Origin of the sequence: Psychromonas sp. psych-6C06 (genome assembly GCF_002835465.1) — a bacterium.
Classification (GTDB): domain Bacteria; phylum Pseudomonadota; class Gammaproteobacteria; order Enterobacterales; family Psychromonadaceae; genus Psychromonas.
The window spans coordinates 1-19,101 of sequence record NZ_PIZM01000012.1 but is presented as its reverse complement, the minus strand read 5'-3'; the positions used below and the strand labels follow the sequence as shown (position 1 = coordinate 19,101).

Sequence of the window (19,101 nt, the reverse complement as noted above, 5' to 3'; positions counted from 1 at the left end):
TTGTCAAACAGGTAAAGCTAAATTAGGATAAGTTAAAGCAAGTCTTTTCTATTTCATCATTTAGCTTATTATCACATCAGCTGTATTATGTAAGTTTTGTGCCATATCAAATTTCAGCAGACTTACTATTGCTTCTATCAAACATAAATCACATGAATAGTGTTAATTTAATGTTAATTTAAGCAAAGCCTAGTCGTAGCTAGAAAATCAGGTAAACTACAGGCAAATTTTTCCGTGCTGATAATGATATTGTTGTTAGCGCATTAGAACTAGAGAGAGAGTTTTAAATGAGTCTATATTTAGAGTACATCAAAGAAATTGAAAACCGTAAAAATGAGCTAGGATTGGCTCCTCTGCCAATTGATTCAGCCGATCTATTATCGGAAGTTATTGCTCAAATTAAAGATTTGGGAAATGAATACCGAGAAGATTCTCTTCATTTCTTCATTTATAACACCTTACCTGGTACTACCAGCGCAGCAAATGCAAAAGCGGCCTTCCTTAAAGAGATCATTTTAGGTGAATCAGAAGTTGCGGAAATCACACCAACTTTTGCATTTGAACTGCTATCTCATATGAAAGGTGGGCCTTCAATTCAAGCACTACTTGATTTAGCACTATCGGATGACACGTCAGTTGCTACCTTGGCTGCTGATGTACTAAAAACACAAGTCTTTTTATATGATGCAGATACGAGCCGTCTTGAAGCAGCATTTAAAGCAGGTAATGCGGTTGCTAAAGATATTCTTGAAAGCTATGCCAAAGCAGAGTTTTTCACAAAATTACCAGATATAGCTGAAGAGATTGAAGTCGTTACATATATCGCAGGTGAAGGCGATATCTCTACGGATTTATTATCACCTGGTAACCAAGCACACTCACGTGCTGACCGTGAATTACATGGTCAATGCATGATATCACCAGAAGCACAGCAAGAGATTCAAGATCTACAAGCTAAACATCCGAATGCCAAAGTAATGCTTATCGCAGAAAAAGGCACCATGGGCGTTGGCTCATCGCGTATGTCAGGCGTAAATAACGTTGCACTTTGGGCAGGTAAACAAGCAAGCCCATACGTACCATTTATTAATATTGCCCCTGTTGTTGCAGGTACAAATGGTATCTCACCAATCTTCTTAACAACTGTTGATGTGACAGGTGGTATCGGTCTTGACCTTAAAAACTGGGTGAAAAAAGTCGATGCTAGCGGTAATACAATCACTGATGAAAATGGTGAGCCCGTATTAGAAGAAGCATACTCTGTTGCGACTGGCACAGTATTAACTATTAATACGAAAGAGAAAAAATTATACAACGGCGCTCAAGAACTAGTAGATATCTCATCTGCGTTTACACCACAAAAAGTTGAGTTCATGAAAGCGGGTGGATCATACGCTGTAACATTCGGTAAGAAATTACAAACCTTTGCAGCAGAGGCATTAGGTGTTGAGGCCACAAATGTTTATGCTGCATCGAAAGAAATTTCACACCAAGACCAAGGTTTAACAGCCGTTGAAAAAATATTTAATAATAATGCAGTCGGTGTTGCCTCTGAAACTGCATTACACGCCGGATCAGACGTTCGTGTTCGCGTTAATATTGTAGGTTCACAAGATACTACCGGACCAATGACCTGTCAGGAATTAGAAGCGATGGCAGCTTCTACAATTTCACCACTAGTGGATGGCGCATACCAATCAGGTTGTCACACTGCTTCTGTTTGGGATAATAAAGCAAAAGCTAACATTCCAAAATTAATGAGCTTTATGAACAAGTTCGGTCTTATCACTGCACGTGATCCGAAAGGTGAATATCATGCAATGACTGACGTGATTCATAAAGTATTAAACGATATTACTGTTGATGATCGCGCTATTATTATTGGCGGTGACTCTCATACACGTATGTCTAAAGGCGTCGCATTTGGTGCAGATTCAGGTACAGTTGCTATTGCACTAGCAACGGGTGAATCAGCGATGCCGATTCCAGAATCAGTAAAAGTGACTTTTAAAGGTAACATGCAAAGGCACATGGATTTCCGTGATGTGGTACATGCTACTCAAGCACAAATGCTTAAGCAATTTGGTGGTGAAAACGTATTCCAAGGTCGTATTATCGAAGTACATATCGGTACATTATTAGCTGACCAAGCGTTCACTTTTACTGACTGGTCTGCAGAGATGAAAGCAAAAGCTTCAATCTGTATTTCTAACGATGAAACCTTAATTAAATCGATTGAACTTGCTAAAAGCCGTATCCAAATCATGAAAGATAAAGGTATGGAAAACCAAGCAGGTACACTCAGCCACTTAATCAGTTTAGCCGATAAGCGTATTGAAGAAGTAAAATCAGGCTCTAATCCCGCTTTAGCACCGGATGATACTGCTAAGTACTACGCTGAAGTTGTTGTCGATTTAGATATCATAGATCAACCTATGATTGCTGACCCTGATGTAAACAATGAAGATGCTTCTAAGCGTTACACACATGATGTAATCCGTCCTGTTTCATACTACGATGGCAAGCCTGTTGATTTAGGCTTCGTTGGCTCTTGTATGGTCCATAAAGGTGATATGCAAATTATCGCACAGATGTTACGTAACATCGAAAAGCAAAACGGCAGTGTAAGCTTTAAAGCCCCTCTTGTTGTCGCACCACCAACATATAACATTGTTGATGAGTTAAAAGCAGAAGGTGATTGGGATATTCTTAAAAAATACTCAGGTTTTGAATTCGATGATGCTAATCCGAAAGCGGCTGCTCGTACTAAATACGAAAACATCATGTATTTAGAGCGTCCAGGATGTAACTTGTGTATGGGTAACCAAGAAAAGGCAGAGCCTGGAGATACAGTACTTGCGACTTCAACACGTCTATTCCAAGGACGTGTTGTAGCAGATACTGCGGAGAAAAAAGGTGAATCTTTATTAGGCTCAACACCATTAGTTGTACTTGCAACAGTGCTTGGACGTTTTCCTACATTAGCAGAGTATAAAAGTGCAGTAGAAGGAATCGATTTAACGAAGTTCACTCCTCCCACTGAAGCGATGAATACCAAGTTTGTTGGTCAAGCGGTACCGATTAAAACACTCTAAGAGGCTTATCAGACTCTATAATGACTAGGGGGTCTGTTCCCGTAAAGTATATAGATTGCTTTATGGGAACAGCCCCCTTTTTTATACACAAGCCAAAGAATAGTAATAGCTGATACCAATCAGCATAAGTATCTGCCCCATCTTATTGGTTAAAAGAATAGATAGTTGCATTCAATTGCAATAGCGAGTTATTACTCAATCTCGCGCTTTGCTGTCTATTATTTTCCTTAATAAGCCCTGAGCACAATATTATTAGGAATGGTATAAGAGAGTTAAGAGTAGAGGATATTATTTCGTCAATTTAATATTTGCTAAAGTACTAAACAAGCCATATAGCTGATTTTAAAATAATGGGTAAGGTATTTGAGAAAGAATAATAAAGGGGCATAGCCCCTAATAATAGTGAAACTACGCGCTTTTATCGAAACTTTGAATCAATGACACCACTTCAGCACATTGTTTTTTATCTAAATTAATAGATATATTCATTTGTGGGTTAGTGAGTGTTTCTAAGTCAATATGACTACCACAGATAGAATTAATGATTTGCACCACTTCTGACATTTTCTTATCTGTCATCTCAATACTAATGACTTCTGGTTTTGCAAGCAGGTATGATGAAAAGCTCATCAATGCAAACATGACTGTCAATATTTTTTTCATTATACTTCCTTGATATATCATAGAAAATTATTAGATCTAGGCGATCATACACAGAGATCCAAAATGATCAATGAGAAATCAAAGATAAGCATAATTAGACCGATTCCATTAAGTATGTGATCTATATTTAACGCAGAAAAAATGCCTTAGTTCAAGGCGTAAGTTGATGTAATTTGTTGTTTCCTTGGAGAAAATCACAACGCAGAAATAAGTTATTTTAGCCAGTTAAATAGATCAGCTATTTATTTCAATTGGTATTAAGACGCTTTGGTATTTTTGATCGCAAAAAAAAATGGCTTGTTATCAACAATAACAAGCCATTCATCAATTAAACTAATAAAAGATTATTTACGCTTAACTGCTTTTGCATTTGGAAGGTCAGTGATTGAACCTTCGTAAATTTCAGCAGCTAGACCAACAGATTCATGTAGTGTTGGGTGAGCATGAATCGTTAGTGCGATATCTTCAGCATCACAACCCATCTCGATTGCAAGACCAATTTCGCCAAGTAGTTCACCCGCATTAGTACCCACAACAGAGCCACCGATAATACGGTGTGTATCTTTATCAAAGATAAGTTTAGTCATACCATCAGAACAATCGGAAGCGATTGCACGACCGGAAGCTGCCCAAGGGAATACTGATTTCTCAAAGTTAATACCTTGCTCTTTCGCTTCACGCTCAGTTAAACCAACCCATGCCATCTCTGGCTCAGTGTAAGCAATTGAAGGAATTGTTTTCGGATCAAAGTAGTGTTTCTTACCAGCAATAACTTCAGCTGCAACATGACCTTCATGCACACCTTTATGTGCAAGCATTGGTTGACCAACGATATCACCAATTGCATGGATATTAGCAACGTTAGTGCGCATCTGCTTATCAACTTCAATAAAGCCACGCTCAGTTACTTCAATACCGGCTTTTTCTGCATCAACAGAGAAACCATTTGGTACACGACCTACAGCAACTAGCACAGCATCGTAGGCTTTCGCTTCAGCAGGCGCATTTTTTCCTTCAAAAGAAACATATAGCGCGTCTTCTTTTGCATCCACAGCTGTCACTTTAGTAGATAGCATAATGTTGAATTTATCTTTCACTTTCTTAGTGTAAACTTGCACGATATCTTTATCGGCAGCTGGTACTAATTGATCGGCAAACTCTACAACGTCTACATCAGAACCTAAAGATTTGTATACCGTACCCATTTCAAGACCGATGATACCACCGCCTAGAATAAGTAAACGTTTAGGTACTGATTTAAGCTCAAGTGCATCCGTTGAATCCCAAACACGTGGATCATCATGTGGAATGAACGGTAGCTTAACTGGACGAGAACCAGCAGCAATAATTGCGTTATCGAAAGTAACTGTTGTTACTTCACCTTCACGATTAGTTGCTTCAATAGTATTAGCACTTGTAAAGCGTCCCCAACCATTAACAGTTGTCACTTTACGCATTTTAGCCATGCCTGATAAACCGCCAGTAAGTTGAGAAACTACCTTCTCTTTCCAGATACGAATTTTATCGATATCAGTCGTTGGCTCACCAAAAAGTACACCATGCTCAGACAGTGCTTTTGCTTCTTCAATGACTTTTGACACGTGTAAAAGTGCTTTCGACGGGATACAACCAACATTCAGACAAACACCACCAAGTGTTTCATATTTTTCGATTAATACGGTTTCTAAACCTAAATCTGCTGCACGAAATGCTGCTGAATATCCAGCAGGGCCTGAGCCTAATACAACAACTTGTGCTTTGATCTCTTTACTCATCTTGACCTCTTTTTTGATCTCTGTACGGATCACAATAATATGAACGATTTAAATAGTGTTTGATTCTATTTAAATGTTAAATAAATGCAAAATAAAAGGTCGACAAATGCCGACCTGTTAACATTATTACAGGATCAGAGTACGTAAGTCTGATAGGTAATTATTGATTGCTGTAATAAAGCGAGCACCATCTGCACCATCAATTACGCGATGATCGTATGAAAGTGCTAAAGGAACCATCATGCGAGGGGCAAATTCACTGCCATTCCATACTGGTTTGATTGCTGATTTTGATACACCTAAGATAGCAACCTCAGGCGCATTAACGATAGGTGTAAACTGCGTACCACCGATACCACCAAGGCTAGAAATACTCATGCTTCCACCCTGCATATCTTTCGCAGTTAATTTACCAGCACGTGCTTTCTTAGAGATTTCACCTAACTCACGAGAGATATCGTAAATACCTTTGTTAATCACATCTTTAACAACAGGTACAACAAGACCGTTTGGTGTATCTACCGCAATACCGATATTGATATATTTCTTCAGGATAATACTTTCACCGTCAGTAGACAGTGAAGAGTTGAAGTTAGGGTATGCTTGTAATGCTTTAGCAACCGCTTTCATCATAAATACTAATGGGCTAATTTTAAGACCTAAATCTTGTTTAGCTGCAATGGCATTTTGCTCTTTACGGAACGTTTCTAAATCAGTGATATCAGCTTCATCGAACTGTGTAACGTGTGGGATAGTTACCCAGTTACGGTGCAGTGTCGGGCCAGAGATCTTCTGAATACGAGAAAGTGGCTTAACTTCAACTTCACCAAATTTAGAGTAATCAATATCAGCATACGGAAGTACTTGTAAACCACCACCGCCACCGCTTTTTGCGATAGCCAATTGTGCTTTAACAAACGCTTGAACGTCTTCTTTAGTAATACGACCTTTTTTGCCTGTCGCAGGTACTTTCGCTAAATCTAAATCAAACTCACGAGCAACACGACGTACTGAAGGCGATGCTTTAATAGAACCAGTAGTAACAGGTTCAGCGGCTTTAGCAGGAGCAGGTGCTGCTTTAGGCGCCTCAACAACAGGCTTAGGTTCAACAGGTGCAGAAGCGACAGGTGCTGCAGGCGCACTTCCTTGAGCTTCAACGATTAAGATTAATGTGCCTTCAGACACTTTATCGCCAGCTGCGATTTTAATCTCTTTTACAATACCAGCAAACGGTGCTGGTACGTCCATTGATGCTTTATCGCCTTCAACAGATAAAATATCTTGGTCTTCAACAATCGCATCACCAACAGAGACTAATACTTCAGTTACTTCAACTTCATCACCGCCGATATCTGGCACGCAAACTTCTTTTAATTCGCTTGCAGCAGCCGGGGCAGCTTCTGGTGCTTTCTTTTCTGCAACAGGTGCAGCAGGAGCTTCAGCTGTCGCTTCACCAGCAACTTCAATGACAAGCACCACTTGACCTTCAGAAACGCTGTCACCAACATTCATTTTGATCTCTTTAACCGTACCGCCAAATGCAGCCGGTACGTCCATTGACGCTTTATCACCTTCAATTGAGATCACATCTTGATCTTCAACAATCACATCACCTACCGAGACAAGAACATCAGTAACATCAGCGGCATCTGCACCAATATCAGGCAGTAAAAAATCTTTTAATTCAGACATAATAATTTTCCTAAATATTTAATGAGCACTGTTTTGTTAGTACTCATTATAAGTTGGTTTATGCAAACAGAGGATTAACTTTGTTTGTATCGATATCAAACTTAGCAATCGCTTCTGTTACGACAGATGCTTTAATATCACCACGTTTTGCAAGTTCATTCAGTGCAGCTACAACAACGTAACCCGCATTCACCTCAAAGTGACGACGTAGGTTGGCACGGCTATCACTGCGGCCGAAACCGTCTGTACCTAATACTTTATATGTATCAGATGGGATAAACGCACGTACTTGCTCTGCATAGTTTTTCATGTAATCCGTAGCAGCAATTGTCGGTTCATCACCTAATACAGTTGCGATGTAAGCTTCTTTTGCTGGTGCTTCAGGGTTTAACATGTTGTAACGCTCTACATCTTGACCATCTCGAGTTAACTCATTGAATGAAGTTACTGAGAAGATATCCGATGCAACGTTGTACTCTTCGCTTAGAATTTGTGCCGCTTTTGTCACTTCATTCATGATAGTACCAGAGCTCAGTAGTTGAACTTTATGGCTACCTTCGTGCGATTTTAGTTTGTAGATACCACGACGAATACCCTCTTCAGCACCTTCTGGCATTGCAGGCATTGCGTAGTTTTCATTCATTACTGTTAGGTAGTAGTAAATGTTTTCAGGGTTATCACCGTACATACGCTCGATACCGTCTTGTACGATAACCGCGAGTTCGTAAGCAAATGTAGGGTCGTAAGAAACACAGTTAGGAATAGTGTTTGCTTGAATATGACTGTGGCCATCTTCATGCTGTAGACCTTCACCATTTAGCGTAGTTCGACCAGCAGTTGCACCTAATAGGAAACCACGTGCTTGTTGATCACCCGCTAACCATGCCATATCACCAATACGTTGGAAACCAAACATAGAGTAGTAGATGTAGAATGGAATCATTGGTAAGTCATTAGTGCTGTACGATGTTGCTGCAGCTACCCAAGACGACATTGAACCAAGTTCGTTGATACCTTCTTGTAATACTTGACCTGATGTCGCTTCTTTATAGTAAGAAACAACGCCTCTGTCTTCTGGCGTATATTCTTGACCTGTTGGGTTATAGATACCCACTTGACGGAATAAACCTTCCATACCAAAGGTACGCGCTTCATCACAGATAATTGGTACGATATTTTTACCGATACCTTTATCTTTTAACAATACGTTAAGAATACGCACGTAAGCCATTGTTGTAGAAATTTCACGCTTTTGCTCTTGTAAAAGTGGCGCAAATTTTTCCAGTGATGGAACAGCTAGTTTCTCAGTAAACTCAGGAAGACGTTGTGGTGTGTAGCCATGTAATTCATCACGACGTGCGTGCAGGTACTTGTATTCTTCAGAGCCTTCTTCAAGCGTTAGATAAGGTAATTCAGAAGCTTTATCGTCAGATAATAGATCTTGTAAACCTAAACGATCACGCAGACTTTGAATATGAGACTCATTCATTTTCTTGACGCCATGAGCAATGTTTTTACCCTCAGCGGCAGCGCCCATACCGTAACCTTTAACCGTTTTAGCAAGAATAACCGTTGGTTTACCCATCGTATCCTGTGCATTTTTAAAGGCAGCAAACAGTTTAGATGAATCATGACCACCACGTTTCAGGGCGAAGATCTCTTCATCAGTCATATCAGCAACAAGTGCAGCTGTTTCAGGGTATTTACCAAAGAAATGCTCACGAACATAAGCACCATCTTTAGATTTAAACGTTTGGTAATCACCATCAACAGTTTCATCCATCAGCTGTAGTAGTTTACCCGATACATCTTTAGCAAGTAACGCATCCCAGTTACTGCCCCAAATAACTTTAACTACATTCCAACCAGCCCCAGTGAATAGGCCTTCTAATTCTTGAATAATACTACCGTTACCCATAACTGGGCCATCTAAACGCTGTAGATTACAGTTTACTAAGAAACACAGGTTATCTAGCTTTTCACGTGATGCGAATGACAATGAGCCACGTGATTCTGGCTCGTCCATCTCACCATCACCTAGGAAAGCGTAAACACGTTGCGCAGTTGTATCTTTAAGACCACGTCCATTTAAGTATTTTAAGAAACGCGCTTGGTAGATAGCTGAAATTGGACCAAGACCCATAGAAACGGTTGGGAACTGCCAGAATTCAGGTAATAATTTAGGATGCGGGTATGAAGGTAAACCTTCACCATCAACTTCTTGACGGAAGTTATCAAGTTGCGAAGCAGATAAACGACCTTCAACAAAAGCACGAGCATAAATACCAGGAGAGATATGGCCTTGGTAATAAACTAAATCACCACCATCCGTTGCGTTAGGAGCACGGAAGAAATGGTTAAAACAAACTTCGTAAAACGCAGCCGCAGATTGGTAAGAAGCCATGTGGCCACCTAAATCTAGGTCTTTCTTAGAAGCACGCATCACGATCATGATTGCATTCCAACGAATAATCGAACGGATACGTTGCTCAAGTTTCACATCACCAGGGTAAGCTGGCTGTTGGCTTGCAGGAATAGTATTCACATAGTTTGTGTTAATGCCATGTGGCAAGTTAACACCCTCTGCACGTGCTTTTTCCATCACTTTTTCAAGGATGAATTGTGCGCGCTCAGAGCCTTCATCTTCAAGAATGTTGGCTAGTGCATCAAGCCATTCTGAAGTTTCTTGTGCATCAATATCACTGTTTAAGATGTCAGTCATGACACTTTCCTTCTCTATACTTAAGTATCTCAGCCAAGTGGCTAAGTGTTTGTTTTGTAATTATTTAGATTCACCCACTACCTGTGGTTAATGCCTTCTGGCAATAAGTAATCTAAATAATTACCCTTGTGATTTTATTAAGTTTAAAAACAATAAGCTTTAAAAACTTAGCCACGTAATATCACAGAACGTGTACTGCAATAACGATTTAGATTCTCTACTTTGGTGCTTAGCAATAAGTAATCTAAATAGCTATAACCAACTCCCCTTGTGATTTTATTAAGTTTAAAAACAATAAGCTTTAAAAACTTAGCCACGTAATATCACAGAACGTATACCGCAATAACGATTTAGATTCTCTACTGCAGTGCTTAGCAATAAGTAATCTAAATGGCTATTAAAATATTAAAACCGCCCTAATTCACGTTTAAATGAACTTTCTTCACGTAAAATCACTGAGCGTGTCTCTTCAATGTATATAAGATGTTGAGCAGATGCTTTTTGTGCAACCGTAGGTTGCTTAGACAGAATAGCATCTAGCAACTGTAGACGATGCTCATGAATTTTTTTAGCAACTTCTGGATACGCGTATAATTGGCGAACATTGTCAGAAATATTTTTTTCTAATAAGGGCTTTATACCGCGTGCTAGATGCATAAAAACGACATTATGTGATGCTTCAATAACAGCAAGATAAAAAAGAGCAACATTTTGAATCTCTAGATCCAGATTATCACTTTTTTGAGCACTCTCAATGGCAATAAATGAAGATTTTATTTTATCAAAGTCTTCGGCTGTTCCTCGAAGTGCCGCGTAATATGCCGAAAACCCTTCTAATGCGTGGCGAAATTCAAGCAGATCATACTGTGATTCAGGGTGAGTATTTAATAGTTCAAACAGTGGATCAGTTAGTTTTTCTCGTAATGCTTCTTTTACGTAAGTGCCACCACCTTGTCGACGGGTTAGTAACCCCTTAGACTCTAGACGCTGAATTGCTTCACGTAGCGAAGGGCGAGACACATCAAACTGCTTAGCTAACTCTCGTTCTGCAGGTAACTTTTCCCCTAACTCTAACGAGCCATCTAAAATCATACTTTCGATACGACTTTCTATCACATCCGCTAGTTTAGGTTGTTTGATTTTAGTGTAAGACATGATGCCCTTTATGAACCAGTTGTAAAATGGTAATACCAATTAGATTTGTAAAAGGAAATTAACAATTTTTTTCTCCAGTGTCTAGTAAATATTGATCTAACTCAAATGTTAAACTGTGATTTACAAATCACTTTAGCCATTGTTCAACAAAAGTTAAAAAGAGTGATAACTAACTGAAAAATTTGTTAAGAAAGTGTTGAATAAAAAGTTAAGTTTTATAGAGACAAAGCCTTTATTGGTTAATTAATAATACAAATGTAAAGATTGTTTTATAGATGTCTTAATAGCAAAAAGCACAACTGTAACGACTCACAGTTGTGCTAACTCTATTTTTATATTTTATTGCTTTGTTAGTTTTGCGATAAATCTAATAATTCACGCAACGCAACCTGACACATACTAAATTCAGGCTTACTCACTGCAAGCATCGCTTCTGCCATTCGTTGCCAGCGCTCAGAAAGAATATGATGCGATGTATGCCATTCTACAAAAGCATCACTAATATCAACACCATCTTTAACTTTCTCTAAAATGCCTTTACTAATGCGCAGTTGTTGCCACTCTAAATCATCTCGCATTGCCTCTCGCGCTAATGATTGCCAATGACTGTCTCCAGGTAGCAGATTAAGTTGTTTACTAATATCAAATAGTTTCAACGATTCGCCACTGTGGAAATACACTTTTAATGCTTGTTCTGGACTGATAGAAACATTTTTAGCGACAGAGATGACACCTAGCATCGCATATATTTGATCGCTACTAGATAATGAAGCAGCTAAATCACGTGGCACATTATCTTCAACGAAACATTCAATCACTGACTGGCGATGTAAAATAGAGCTACCAATCAATAAAGTGTCGAGCTGAGAAACTAACTCTTTTAACGGTTGTTTATAACGTTTAACTAACGCACCAGTATCAAGGTCAGCACGATGATTTCTGACCAGCCAGCGTGTTGCATGTCGCACCATACGTTTTAAACGTTCAATTAAAACCCCTTGTACTTTAGTACTGACTTTATTATCTAATGCCTCAATCTCCAGTAGTGTTTCAGCCATTGCGAAAATATCACGGGCAGCAACCCAAGCTTTACAAACATCCAAGAAGGAACAGCCTGCACTAGCCATAATACGCTGTGCAAAAGTTGGTCCCATGCTGTTAAAGAGATCATTACTTACTTGCGTTGCAACAATCTCTGTCACTAGTGGATGTTGATGCACCTCTTTTTGATATTTCTTCACTAAAGAGGCAGGAAATATTTTTTCCGCTTCTTTTAATAAGTAAGGGTCATCCGCAACTTTTTCATTTGCCAGTGCTTCTTTTAATTCATTCTTCGCATATGACAACATGACAGCAATGCTAGGACGGGTTAATCCACGCTGCGTACTTTTATATTCATTTAACACATCATCATTCGGGATAAACTCTAAGGCACGGTTTAACTTACCTTTTTCTTCTAAATCGATGATCAAGCGACGAAACTCTTCAATACGCTTGAAGCCTTCAAGATACGAGAGGCTTATTGATTGTGCTTGGCGATAGTTGTTCGCAAGTACAATCTGTGCAACTTCATCGGTCATATTAACTAGCCAAACATTACGTTGCTTAACCGTTAAGTCACCTTTTTCCACTAATTTATCAAGTAATATCTTAATGTTCACTTCTAAATCAGAACAGTTTACCCCTGCTGCATTATCGATAGCATCGGTGAAACAAAGACCACCGTTAAGTGCATATTCAATACGTGCACGCTGTGTAAAGCCTAAATTACCGCCTTCACCGACCACCGCACAGCGTAAATCATTACCATTAACACGTAACACATCATTGGCTTTATCACCAACATCGGCATGTGTTTCTTCAGTCCCTTTAACATAGGTACCAATACCACCGTTCCAAAGTAGATCAACCTGGGCTTTTAATAAAATAGTGATTAATTCTGTTGGTGTTACCTGTTTTTGATAGATATCAAATCGCTTCGCCATTTCTGGTGTGACATCAATTGATTTAGCACTACGCTCAAAAATCCCCCCACCTTTGGAAATTAGCTTTTTATCATAATCAGCCCAGCCAGTGCGTGGTGTTTCAAACAAACGTAAACGCTCATTAAAACTCGCCTCTAAATCAAGGGGAGTCGGGTCAACAAAGATATGCAAGTGGTTAAAAGCGGCTAATAAAGAGATGCATTTAGAACTCAACATACCATTACCGAACACATCACCAGCCATATCACCAATACCGATAACACTAATCGGTTTAGTTTGCACATCTGTACCTAATTCACGGAAATGACGCTGCACACTGATCCAAGCACCACGTGCTGTAATCCCCATTTTTTTATGATCATAGCCATTGCTACCACCTGAAGCGAAAGCATCATTAAGCCAAAAATGTCTGTCCGTTGCTAATTCGTTAGCAATATCCGAGAAAGTAGCTGTACCTTTGTCCGCGGCAACGACTAAGTAAGGGTCTTCATTGTCATAGCAAATAACATCACGAGGTGGAATCACCTTGTCAGCATCCAAGTTATCAGTGATGCTCAGTAATGCGGTGATAAATATCTTATAACAGCTGATCCCTTCTGCCATGAAGGTTTCACGATCCATTTTCTGAGTGAGTTTTTTAGCAACAAAGCCACCTTTAGCCCCAACAGGAACAATGACTGAATTCTTAACCTGTTGCGCTTTTACCAGGCCAAGTACCTCGGTACGGAAATCTTCACCACGATCTGACCAACGTAAACCACCGCGAGCCACCTTTCCACCTCTAAGATGTACACCTTCAACGCGAGGCGAGTAGACAAATATTTCGTAATTTAAACGCGGCAAAGGAATTTCACTGATCAGGTTATGATCAAACTTAAAGCTTACGTAATCGTGCGGCTGCCCCTGCTCAGTTTGAAAATAATTACAGCGAACCGTGGCCATGATCAGTTCAACATATTTGCGTAAGACTCTATCTTCATTAAGGTTAGTAACATCATTAAGCGCCGTTAAAATTTTATTGCGTAGTTTGTTTTGTTTTTCTAAGTCACAACTATTTTCAGGGTTAAAACGCAGATTGAACAATGCAACGATCTCTTTCACTAATTTACTGTGCGAAAGTAAGGTTTTGGCAATCGACAGATGACTAAAACCAAAGCGCAGTTGTTTCAAGTATTTTGCGTAAGCACGTAACATGACGATATCACGACAGGTTAGGCTAGCTCCCAAAATCAATTTATTGAAAGCATCGTTATCTGTTTTAGCGTACCAGACTGATAAAAATGCATCGGCAAATCGATCTCGATGCGCATCGGGATCGAAATTTTTCGCCTGCGAATAGATCAAGGTAAAATCATATAACCAAAAGTACTTTTCCCCTGTTGGCACGACTTTATAGGGGTACTCTTCCGCCACTTTTAATCCCATATTTTCTAAAATAGGGATCAAGTCAGAAAGCAATAACGCGCCATCTTGATGAAATAGTTTTAATTTTAACTCGCTACTGTTTGGTTCAATAGAACGATAAAAACGTAATGCCATAGAGCGATTATCATCGCCGTAAAGCGATTCGATACGTTCAATATCGGCAACAGCAACACGTGAACTAAAGCTATCCTGATAACTACTTGGAAAAGCTTCAATATATTTTTTAGTTAATTGAACCCCTTTTTCCTCGCCAAATTGATCAATCAAAGCAACGTGTAGCTCTTCGTCCCAACGACGAGTCAATTGTTTCATTCGCTCTTGAATGGCCTGCTCCTCTAACACTTGATCAAGTGGCGACTTCAAACGTAATACGACACGTAAACGAGCAAGGTTAGATTCACTAAGGTAGGTCTGAAAGTCGATATCTTCGACCTCTAATGTTCGGCAAATCAACTCTTCAAAGGTAAGGCGTACTTTGGTGCTATAGATATCTCGTGGTACATAGAGCGTTGCAATAACAAACTGTTTGTTACCCGCACAACGCATAAATAACTTCAGATCTTTACGCTCTTGCACATGTAAAACTTCAATGACATTGCTGAGCAGAGTTGCTTCGTTACACAGCAATAAATCTTCAACCGGGAAGGTATATAAAATTTGCGACAACTCTTTGAAGTAATGGCTGCCTTGGCTATAGCCGGATTGCGCTAAAACGTTGTTGATTTTGCGGCGAACAATAGGAATTAATTTAGGGCTACCGCTATAAACAGAAGAGGTATACAGGCCGATAAAGCGATGCCCTGAAACTAACTCCCCCTGTTCATTAAAGCGTTTAATATAGATAACATCTGGATAGGCAGGACGATGCACCATGGCGCGCTGCGAGGCTTTACTAAAATGAATAAGCGATTGTTTTTTTAAGGTATCAACAAGCTCAAAGGGGAGTGGTTCCCGTAAAAAATCATCACGCTTTAAAAGTCCAAGCTGGCTATTTTTAACACTGCTAATTTTCCCCTTTTCGACACTAAACTGGTCACAGCCAATAAAGGTAAAGTGATCATCTAATAACCATGTTAAAAATGTTTGTTGCTCAGCTATATCGTTAAAATTTTCACTGGATTTATCCCCTTTACTATATTTTAACTCCTGCTTCACTTTGCGAGTTAATGCACTAAAGTCATCGACCACCAGTGCAACATCGAACAATGCATTTTCAATACTTGTCTGTATTTTTTCACGTTCACTATTAGAGGTCGTTTGATCAATTTCAAAATAGAGTAATAGCTCATCGGCAGAGGTGGCATTTAACGAGGTGAGTTTTCCTGATTTTCCACGTTCGCTACACAGTTCGCAATAAAATACACGGTGCAACTTTATGTTTAACTCATTTATAACCAGTTTTAGGGTATCAATAACAAAGGGGATATTACGACATATTACGCTAATAACAGTATGTGCTGATTGCCACTCATCCTGCTCAACATCGGGATTAAATACTTTAATTTTCGCATCATCACCTTTTCGTAATAATGCTTCACGCCATAAAGAAACCGTTAAACCATTAAGATCTTCCTGCGATATTTGCGTTAAATCCGCAACCGAAACATCACGATAAACACTGTTAATAAATAACTGTAAGGTCTTTTGTTCTTTTTCGCTGAAGTGTTTTTTTAACTGGGTAAATATTTGCTCTAAGATATCATTTTTCTGGTTAAGAGTTGAAGTCATCTGTACCACCTATGTTATTAGTCGCCCTAGTTATATAACACTAGGATAAATAAACTGATTTACCAATACTGCTCATTAAAAAATGATGCTCAGGTAACAACAGTTCATCATTTCAGAAGAATATAAATAGGAATAGGTCAGAACGATAACCAATACAGAAGTGATGACTTAGGATAGGTAACTTTTGCATATCGAATAGCGCGATTAATAACATCGCAGTTAAAAAAAAAGCCAGTCGGTAATTACCGACTGGCTTTTATTAGTTTCAATATAAACTAGTTGTTTTTATTGAGGGTTTAGACCTAGTTTTTGTAATACTAAGTTGAAGTTTGCACGACGTTCTTCAATCGCATGTACTTCACCACTTACTGGACAGTGATCATCTGGACAACCACGGTTTACGATACCAGATACTGCGTCAACAAATGCTGTACCTTTTAAACCACCATCTACATAAGCTTTAAGCTCTTTATGGTAGTTCCAGTCAGCGTATGCGCCACCTTCATCGTTGTATGCTTGTACTGAGCTAACCCAGAAGAATAAACCAGCAATCCATTTGATCTCTTTATGCTCTTCAGAACTACAAACTAAGCCTGGGTTTGAACATAAATCTAAATCAGCGTATAGCGGGCTTTCTGGTGCTGCTTCAACTGTAGTACCGTCAATTGTTGTACCGATTGTAGCTGGATCAACATGTGAACGACCTACGAAGTGGTTAAGCGTACCAAAGTTTTGACGACCAGTGGTTTGAATTACACCACGTCCCCACCAACCACAGCCTTCAACTGTACCAGTAGTATCACTACCGTCCCAGATGAATTTACCTGCTTTTTGTCCTGGGTATACTTGACACTCGCCACGATCGTAAACTTGCTTAGAGCTATCGATTGCTTCAGGAACAGTCATACAGTGACCAGCGTTAGTCCAACGACCAACATTACCATTTACTAATAGACCTTTCTCTTCAAGTACCGCATCTGGTGCTACGAAGATTGGTGCTGGAGCACCGTACCATTTAGCGTGAGTAAGTGCAGTTTGCTCCATTTTGTTGTCACGAGGACAAGAGTATGGATGATCGTTACCTGATACAGGGTGTGTTCCGTAATCAGCGTATTTTTGACCTAGCTGACCACAACTTGCTGTCATTGGGTAATCTACAGCTGCGCCGTATTTTACTTCAGACCAGTTATTCTCATCACATGCATCAAAACGAATTGTTTCTTGCATACTTTGTGATAGGAAAGCTGCGATAGCTACTTTAGCGTACATTGCATTAGTTGCATCATCCGCATTTTCATCGATTAACCAGAACTTGTTACCCGCTACACCAACATTGTGCATTGAGTTTAAGCCAGTTAAGAAGTCATTCCACTTGTAGATAGTAGAAGGAACCCATTGAAGGTTAGGTGTTTCGTAAAGGAATACTTCACTATCAACAACACTTTCAATTGCCGCTAATTCAGCATTTAAAGAAGGAATGCTTGTTAGTGGCGTTGCTGCAGCACCTGCACCTACGTAGTACAATGGAACCTTAGCTGTTTGGTAAGTAGCAATTTTGCTTGTTAGCGCTTCGCTATCTTGATCAAATAGTACTGCAAAGATGTTATTTGCAGCCGCTTTACGGATCTTACTATCACCTAACGTGTTACCCATGAAGTAATTTGTTGCTTGTGAAGTAGGTACCGAAGAAAGCATTGCAGGCGCTTCAACGAAGTCCGTTACTTGCTTAACGTATTCTAAAGCATTATGCCATTGATCACTTGTTAGACTTGCAGTTTGAGCAGACTTAGTGAAAGCGATGAAATCAGCTTTTGATGCGCCAGAGTATAAACCTAGGCTGTAAAGAAGATCAGCAGTTGCTTCAGATGCTTCATCCCATACTGATTGTTTACCAGAGTGAGTATTGAATGCAAAATCACCAATGCTTAACTGCCAACCGAACGTAGCAGCAGGAGCAACATTAGACATAATTAAGTTTTGCGCTAACGCTAAACCTTTCACATCATCACTTAGTGCATTGATTTCGCTATCGCTAATGTTTGCACCAGTTAATGTTACCGCTTCAGTTAACGCTTGTTTAACAGCAACTGAGTTTAGTGCAGCACCTTTGTTACCAGTAAGTGAATCAAGTACATCACTGTTGATGATAATAGATGCAGAGCCTGCTTTTTCAGCAGCTAGGATTAATGCTTCTAGTGCACTTGTTAATTTAGCGTAATCAGCTAGATCAGCAGTGTTAATAGAATCAACAACAATCGTAGAAGGCGCATCTGATGATGGACCAGCTACAACGAAGTCACTTGGCCAGCCATTAAGTTTCAGGCTAACTGGATCCGCAGGAACACGTAAAGAAAGAAGTGGTGCTGTACCAGGTGCTGTACCGTCACAGTTTAAGTGAAGTTCCCAAGTATCATCACTACCAGGCTTACTTGATGTGTAGTACTTAGCAGCGTAAGCGATACCATCTACAACCATGATGTCACCACCAGTTGCGTAAGTTTCTTGAGTCCAATCAGGGTATACATTGAAATCAGCACATAGACCTTCAGCAGGTGGTTGTGTTGGAATAGCTGTTGGCGCTGGTGTAGCAGTCGGTGCTGGTGTAGCAGTCGGTGCTGGAGTAGCAGTCGGTGCTGGCGTTACAGTCGGTGCTGGCGTTACAGTCGGTGCTGGAGTAGCAGTCGGTGCTGGCGTTACAGTCGGTGCTGGAGTAGCAGTCGGTGCTGGAGTAGCAGTCGGTGCTGGAGTAGCAGTCGGTGCTGGAGTAGCAGTCGGTGGAGGTGTTGGCAGTCGGACCTGGTGAGCCTGTAGGTGTGGATACCGATGCGGTTCAGGGCGCTCCAGCGGAACCCAGCTGTCCT

General features: G+C 39.9%; 8 protein-coding genes. 1 reads left to right on the top strand and 7 read right to left on the bottom strand.

What is annotated here, in order from left to right; genetic code table 11:
- Window positions 1-287 precede the first annotated feature (287 nt).
- Complete coding sequence (locus CW745_RS14670; protein ID WP_101109448.1) at window positions 288-3,095, top strand: bifunctional aconitate hydratase 2/2-methylisocitrate dehydratase; 2,808 nt, start codon at window positions 288-290, stop codon at window positions 3,093-3,095.
- A gap of 408 nt (window positions 3,096-3,503) precedes the next feature.
- Here the strand turns inward: CW745_RS14670 and CW745_RS14665 are convergent, their stop codons facing one another.
- The 7 genes from CW745_RS14665 to CW745_RS14635 all read right to left on the bottom strand — a co-directional run.
- Complete coding sequence (locus tag CW745_RS14665) at window positions 3,504-3,758, bottom strand: hypothetical protein (RefSeq protein WP_101109447.1); 255 nt, start codon at window positions 3,756-3,758, stop codon at window positions 3,504-3,506.
- Window positions 3,759-4,102: 344 nt separating this feature from the next.
- A complete protein-coding gene (lpdA, locus tag CW745_RS14660; protein ID WP_101109446.1) occupies window positions 4,103-5,533 on the bottom strand; it encodes a dihydrolipoyl dehydrogenase in 1,431 nt (476 codons plus the stop codon).
- Between the two features lie 126 nt (window positions 5,534-5,659).
- Window positions 5,660-7,225, bottom strand: a complete 1,566-nt coding sequence (aceF, locus tag CW745_RS14655) for a dihydrolipoyllysine-residue acetyltransferase (protein WP_101109445.1) — start codon at window positions 7,223-7,225, stop codon at window positions 5,660-5,662.
- 58 nt (window positions 7,226-7,283) lie between these two features.
- Entirely contained in the window at window positions 7,284-9,947 is a 2,664-nt protein-coding gene (gene aceE / locus CW745_RS14650; RefSeq protein ID WP_101109444.1) for a pyruvate dehydrogenase (acetyl-transferring), homodimeric type, read from the bottom strand.
- A 405-nt stretch (window positions 9,948-10,352) separates the two neighbouring features.
- Window positions 10,353-11,102, bottom strand: coding sequence for a pyruvate dehydrogenase complex transcriptional repressor PdhR (gene pdhR, locus CW745_RS14645; protein ID WP_101109443.1), 750 nt, complete (start codon window positions 11,100-11,102; stop codon window positions 10,353-10,355).
- Window positions 11,103-11,452: 350 nt separating this feature from the next.
- Window positions 11,453-16,240, bottom strand: coding sequence for an NAD-glutamate dehydrogenase (locus tag CW745_RS14640; protein WP_101109442.1), 4,788 nt, complete (start codon window positions 16,238-16,240; stop codon window positions 11,453-11,455).
- A 285-nt stretch (window positions 16,241-16,525) separates the two neighbouring features.
- A partial coding sequence (locus CW745_RS14635) for a cellulose-binding domain-containing protein (RefSeq protein WP_343226089.1) occupies window positions 16,526-19,101 on the bottom strand: 2,576 nt, incomplete at its 5' end.

What these genes read in the sequence shown, in the direction of transcription:
- CW745_RS14640 (WP_101109442.1), bottom strand. Translation starts at nt 16,240, where the DNA reads ATGACTTCAACTCTTAACCAGAAAAATGATATCTTAGAGCAAATATTT.
- pdhR (WP_101109443.1), bottom strand. Translation starts at nt 11,102, where the DNA reads ATGTCTTACACTAAAATCAAACAACCTAAACTAGCGGATGTGATAGAA.
- aceF (WP_101109445.1), bottom strand. Translation starts at nt 7,225, where the DNA reads ATGTCTGAATTAAAAGATTTTTTACTGCCTGATATTGGTGCAGATGCC.
- CW745_RS14670 (WP_101109448.1), top strand. Translation starts at nt 288, where the DNA reads ATGAGTCTATATTTAGAGTACATCAAAGAAATTGAAAACCGTAAAAAT.
- lpdA (WP_101109446.1), bottom strand. Translation starts at nt 5,533, where the DNA reads ATGAGTAAAGAGATCAAAGCACAAGTTGTTGTATTAGGCTCAGGCCCT.
- CW745_RS14665 (WP_101109447.1), bottom strand. Translation starts at nt 3,758, where the DNA reads ATGAAAAAAATATTGACAGTCATGTTTGCATTGATGAGCTTTTCATCA.
- aceE (WP_101109444.1), bottom strand. Translation starts at nt 9,947, where the DNA reads ATGACTGACATCTTAAACAGTGATATTGATGCACAAGAAACTTCAGAA.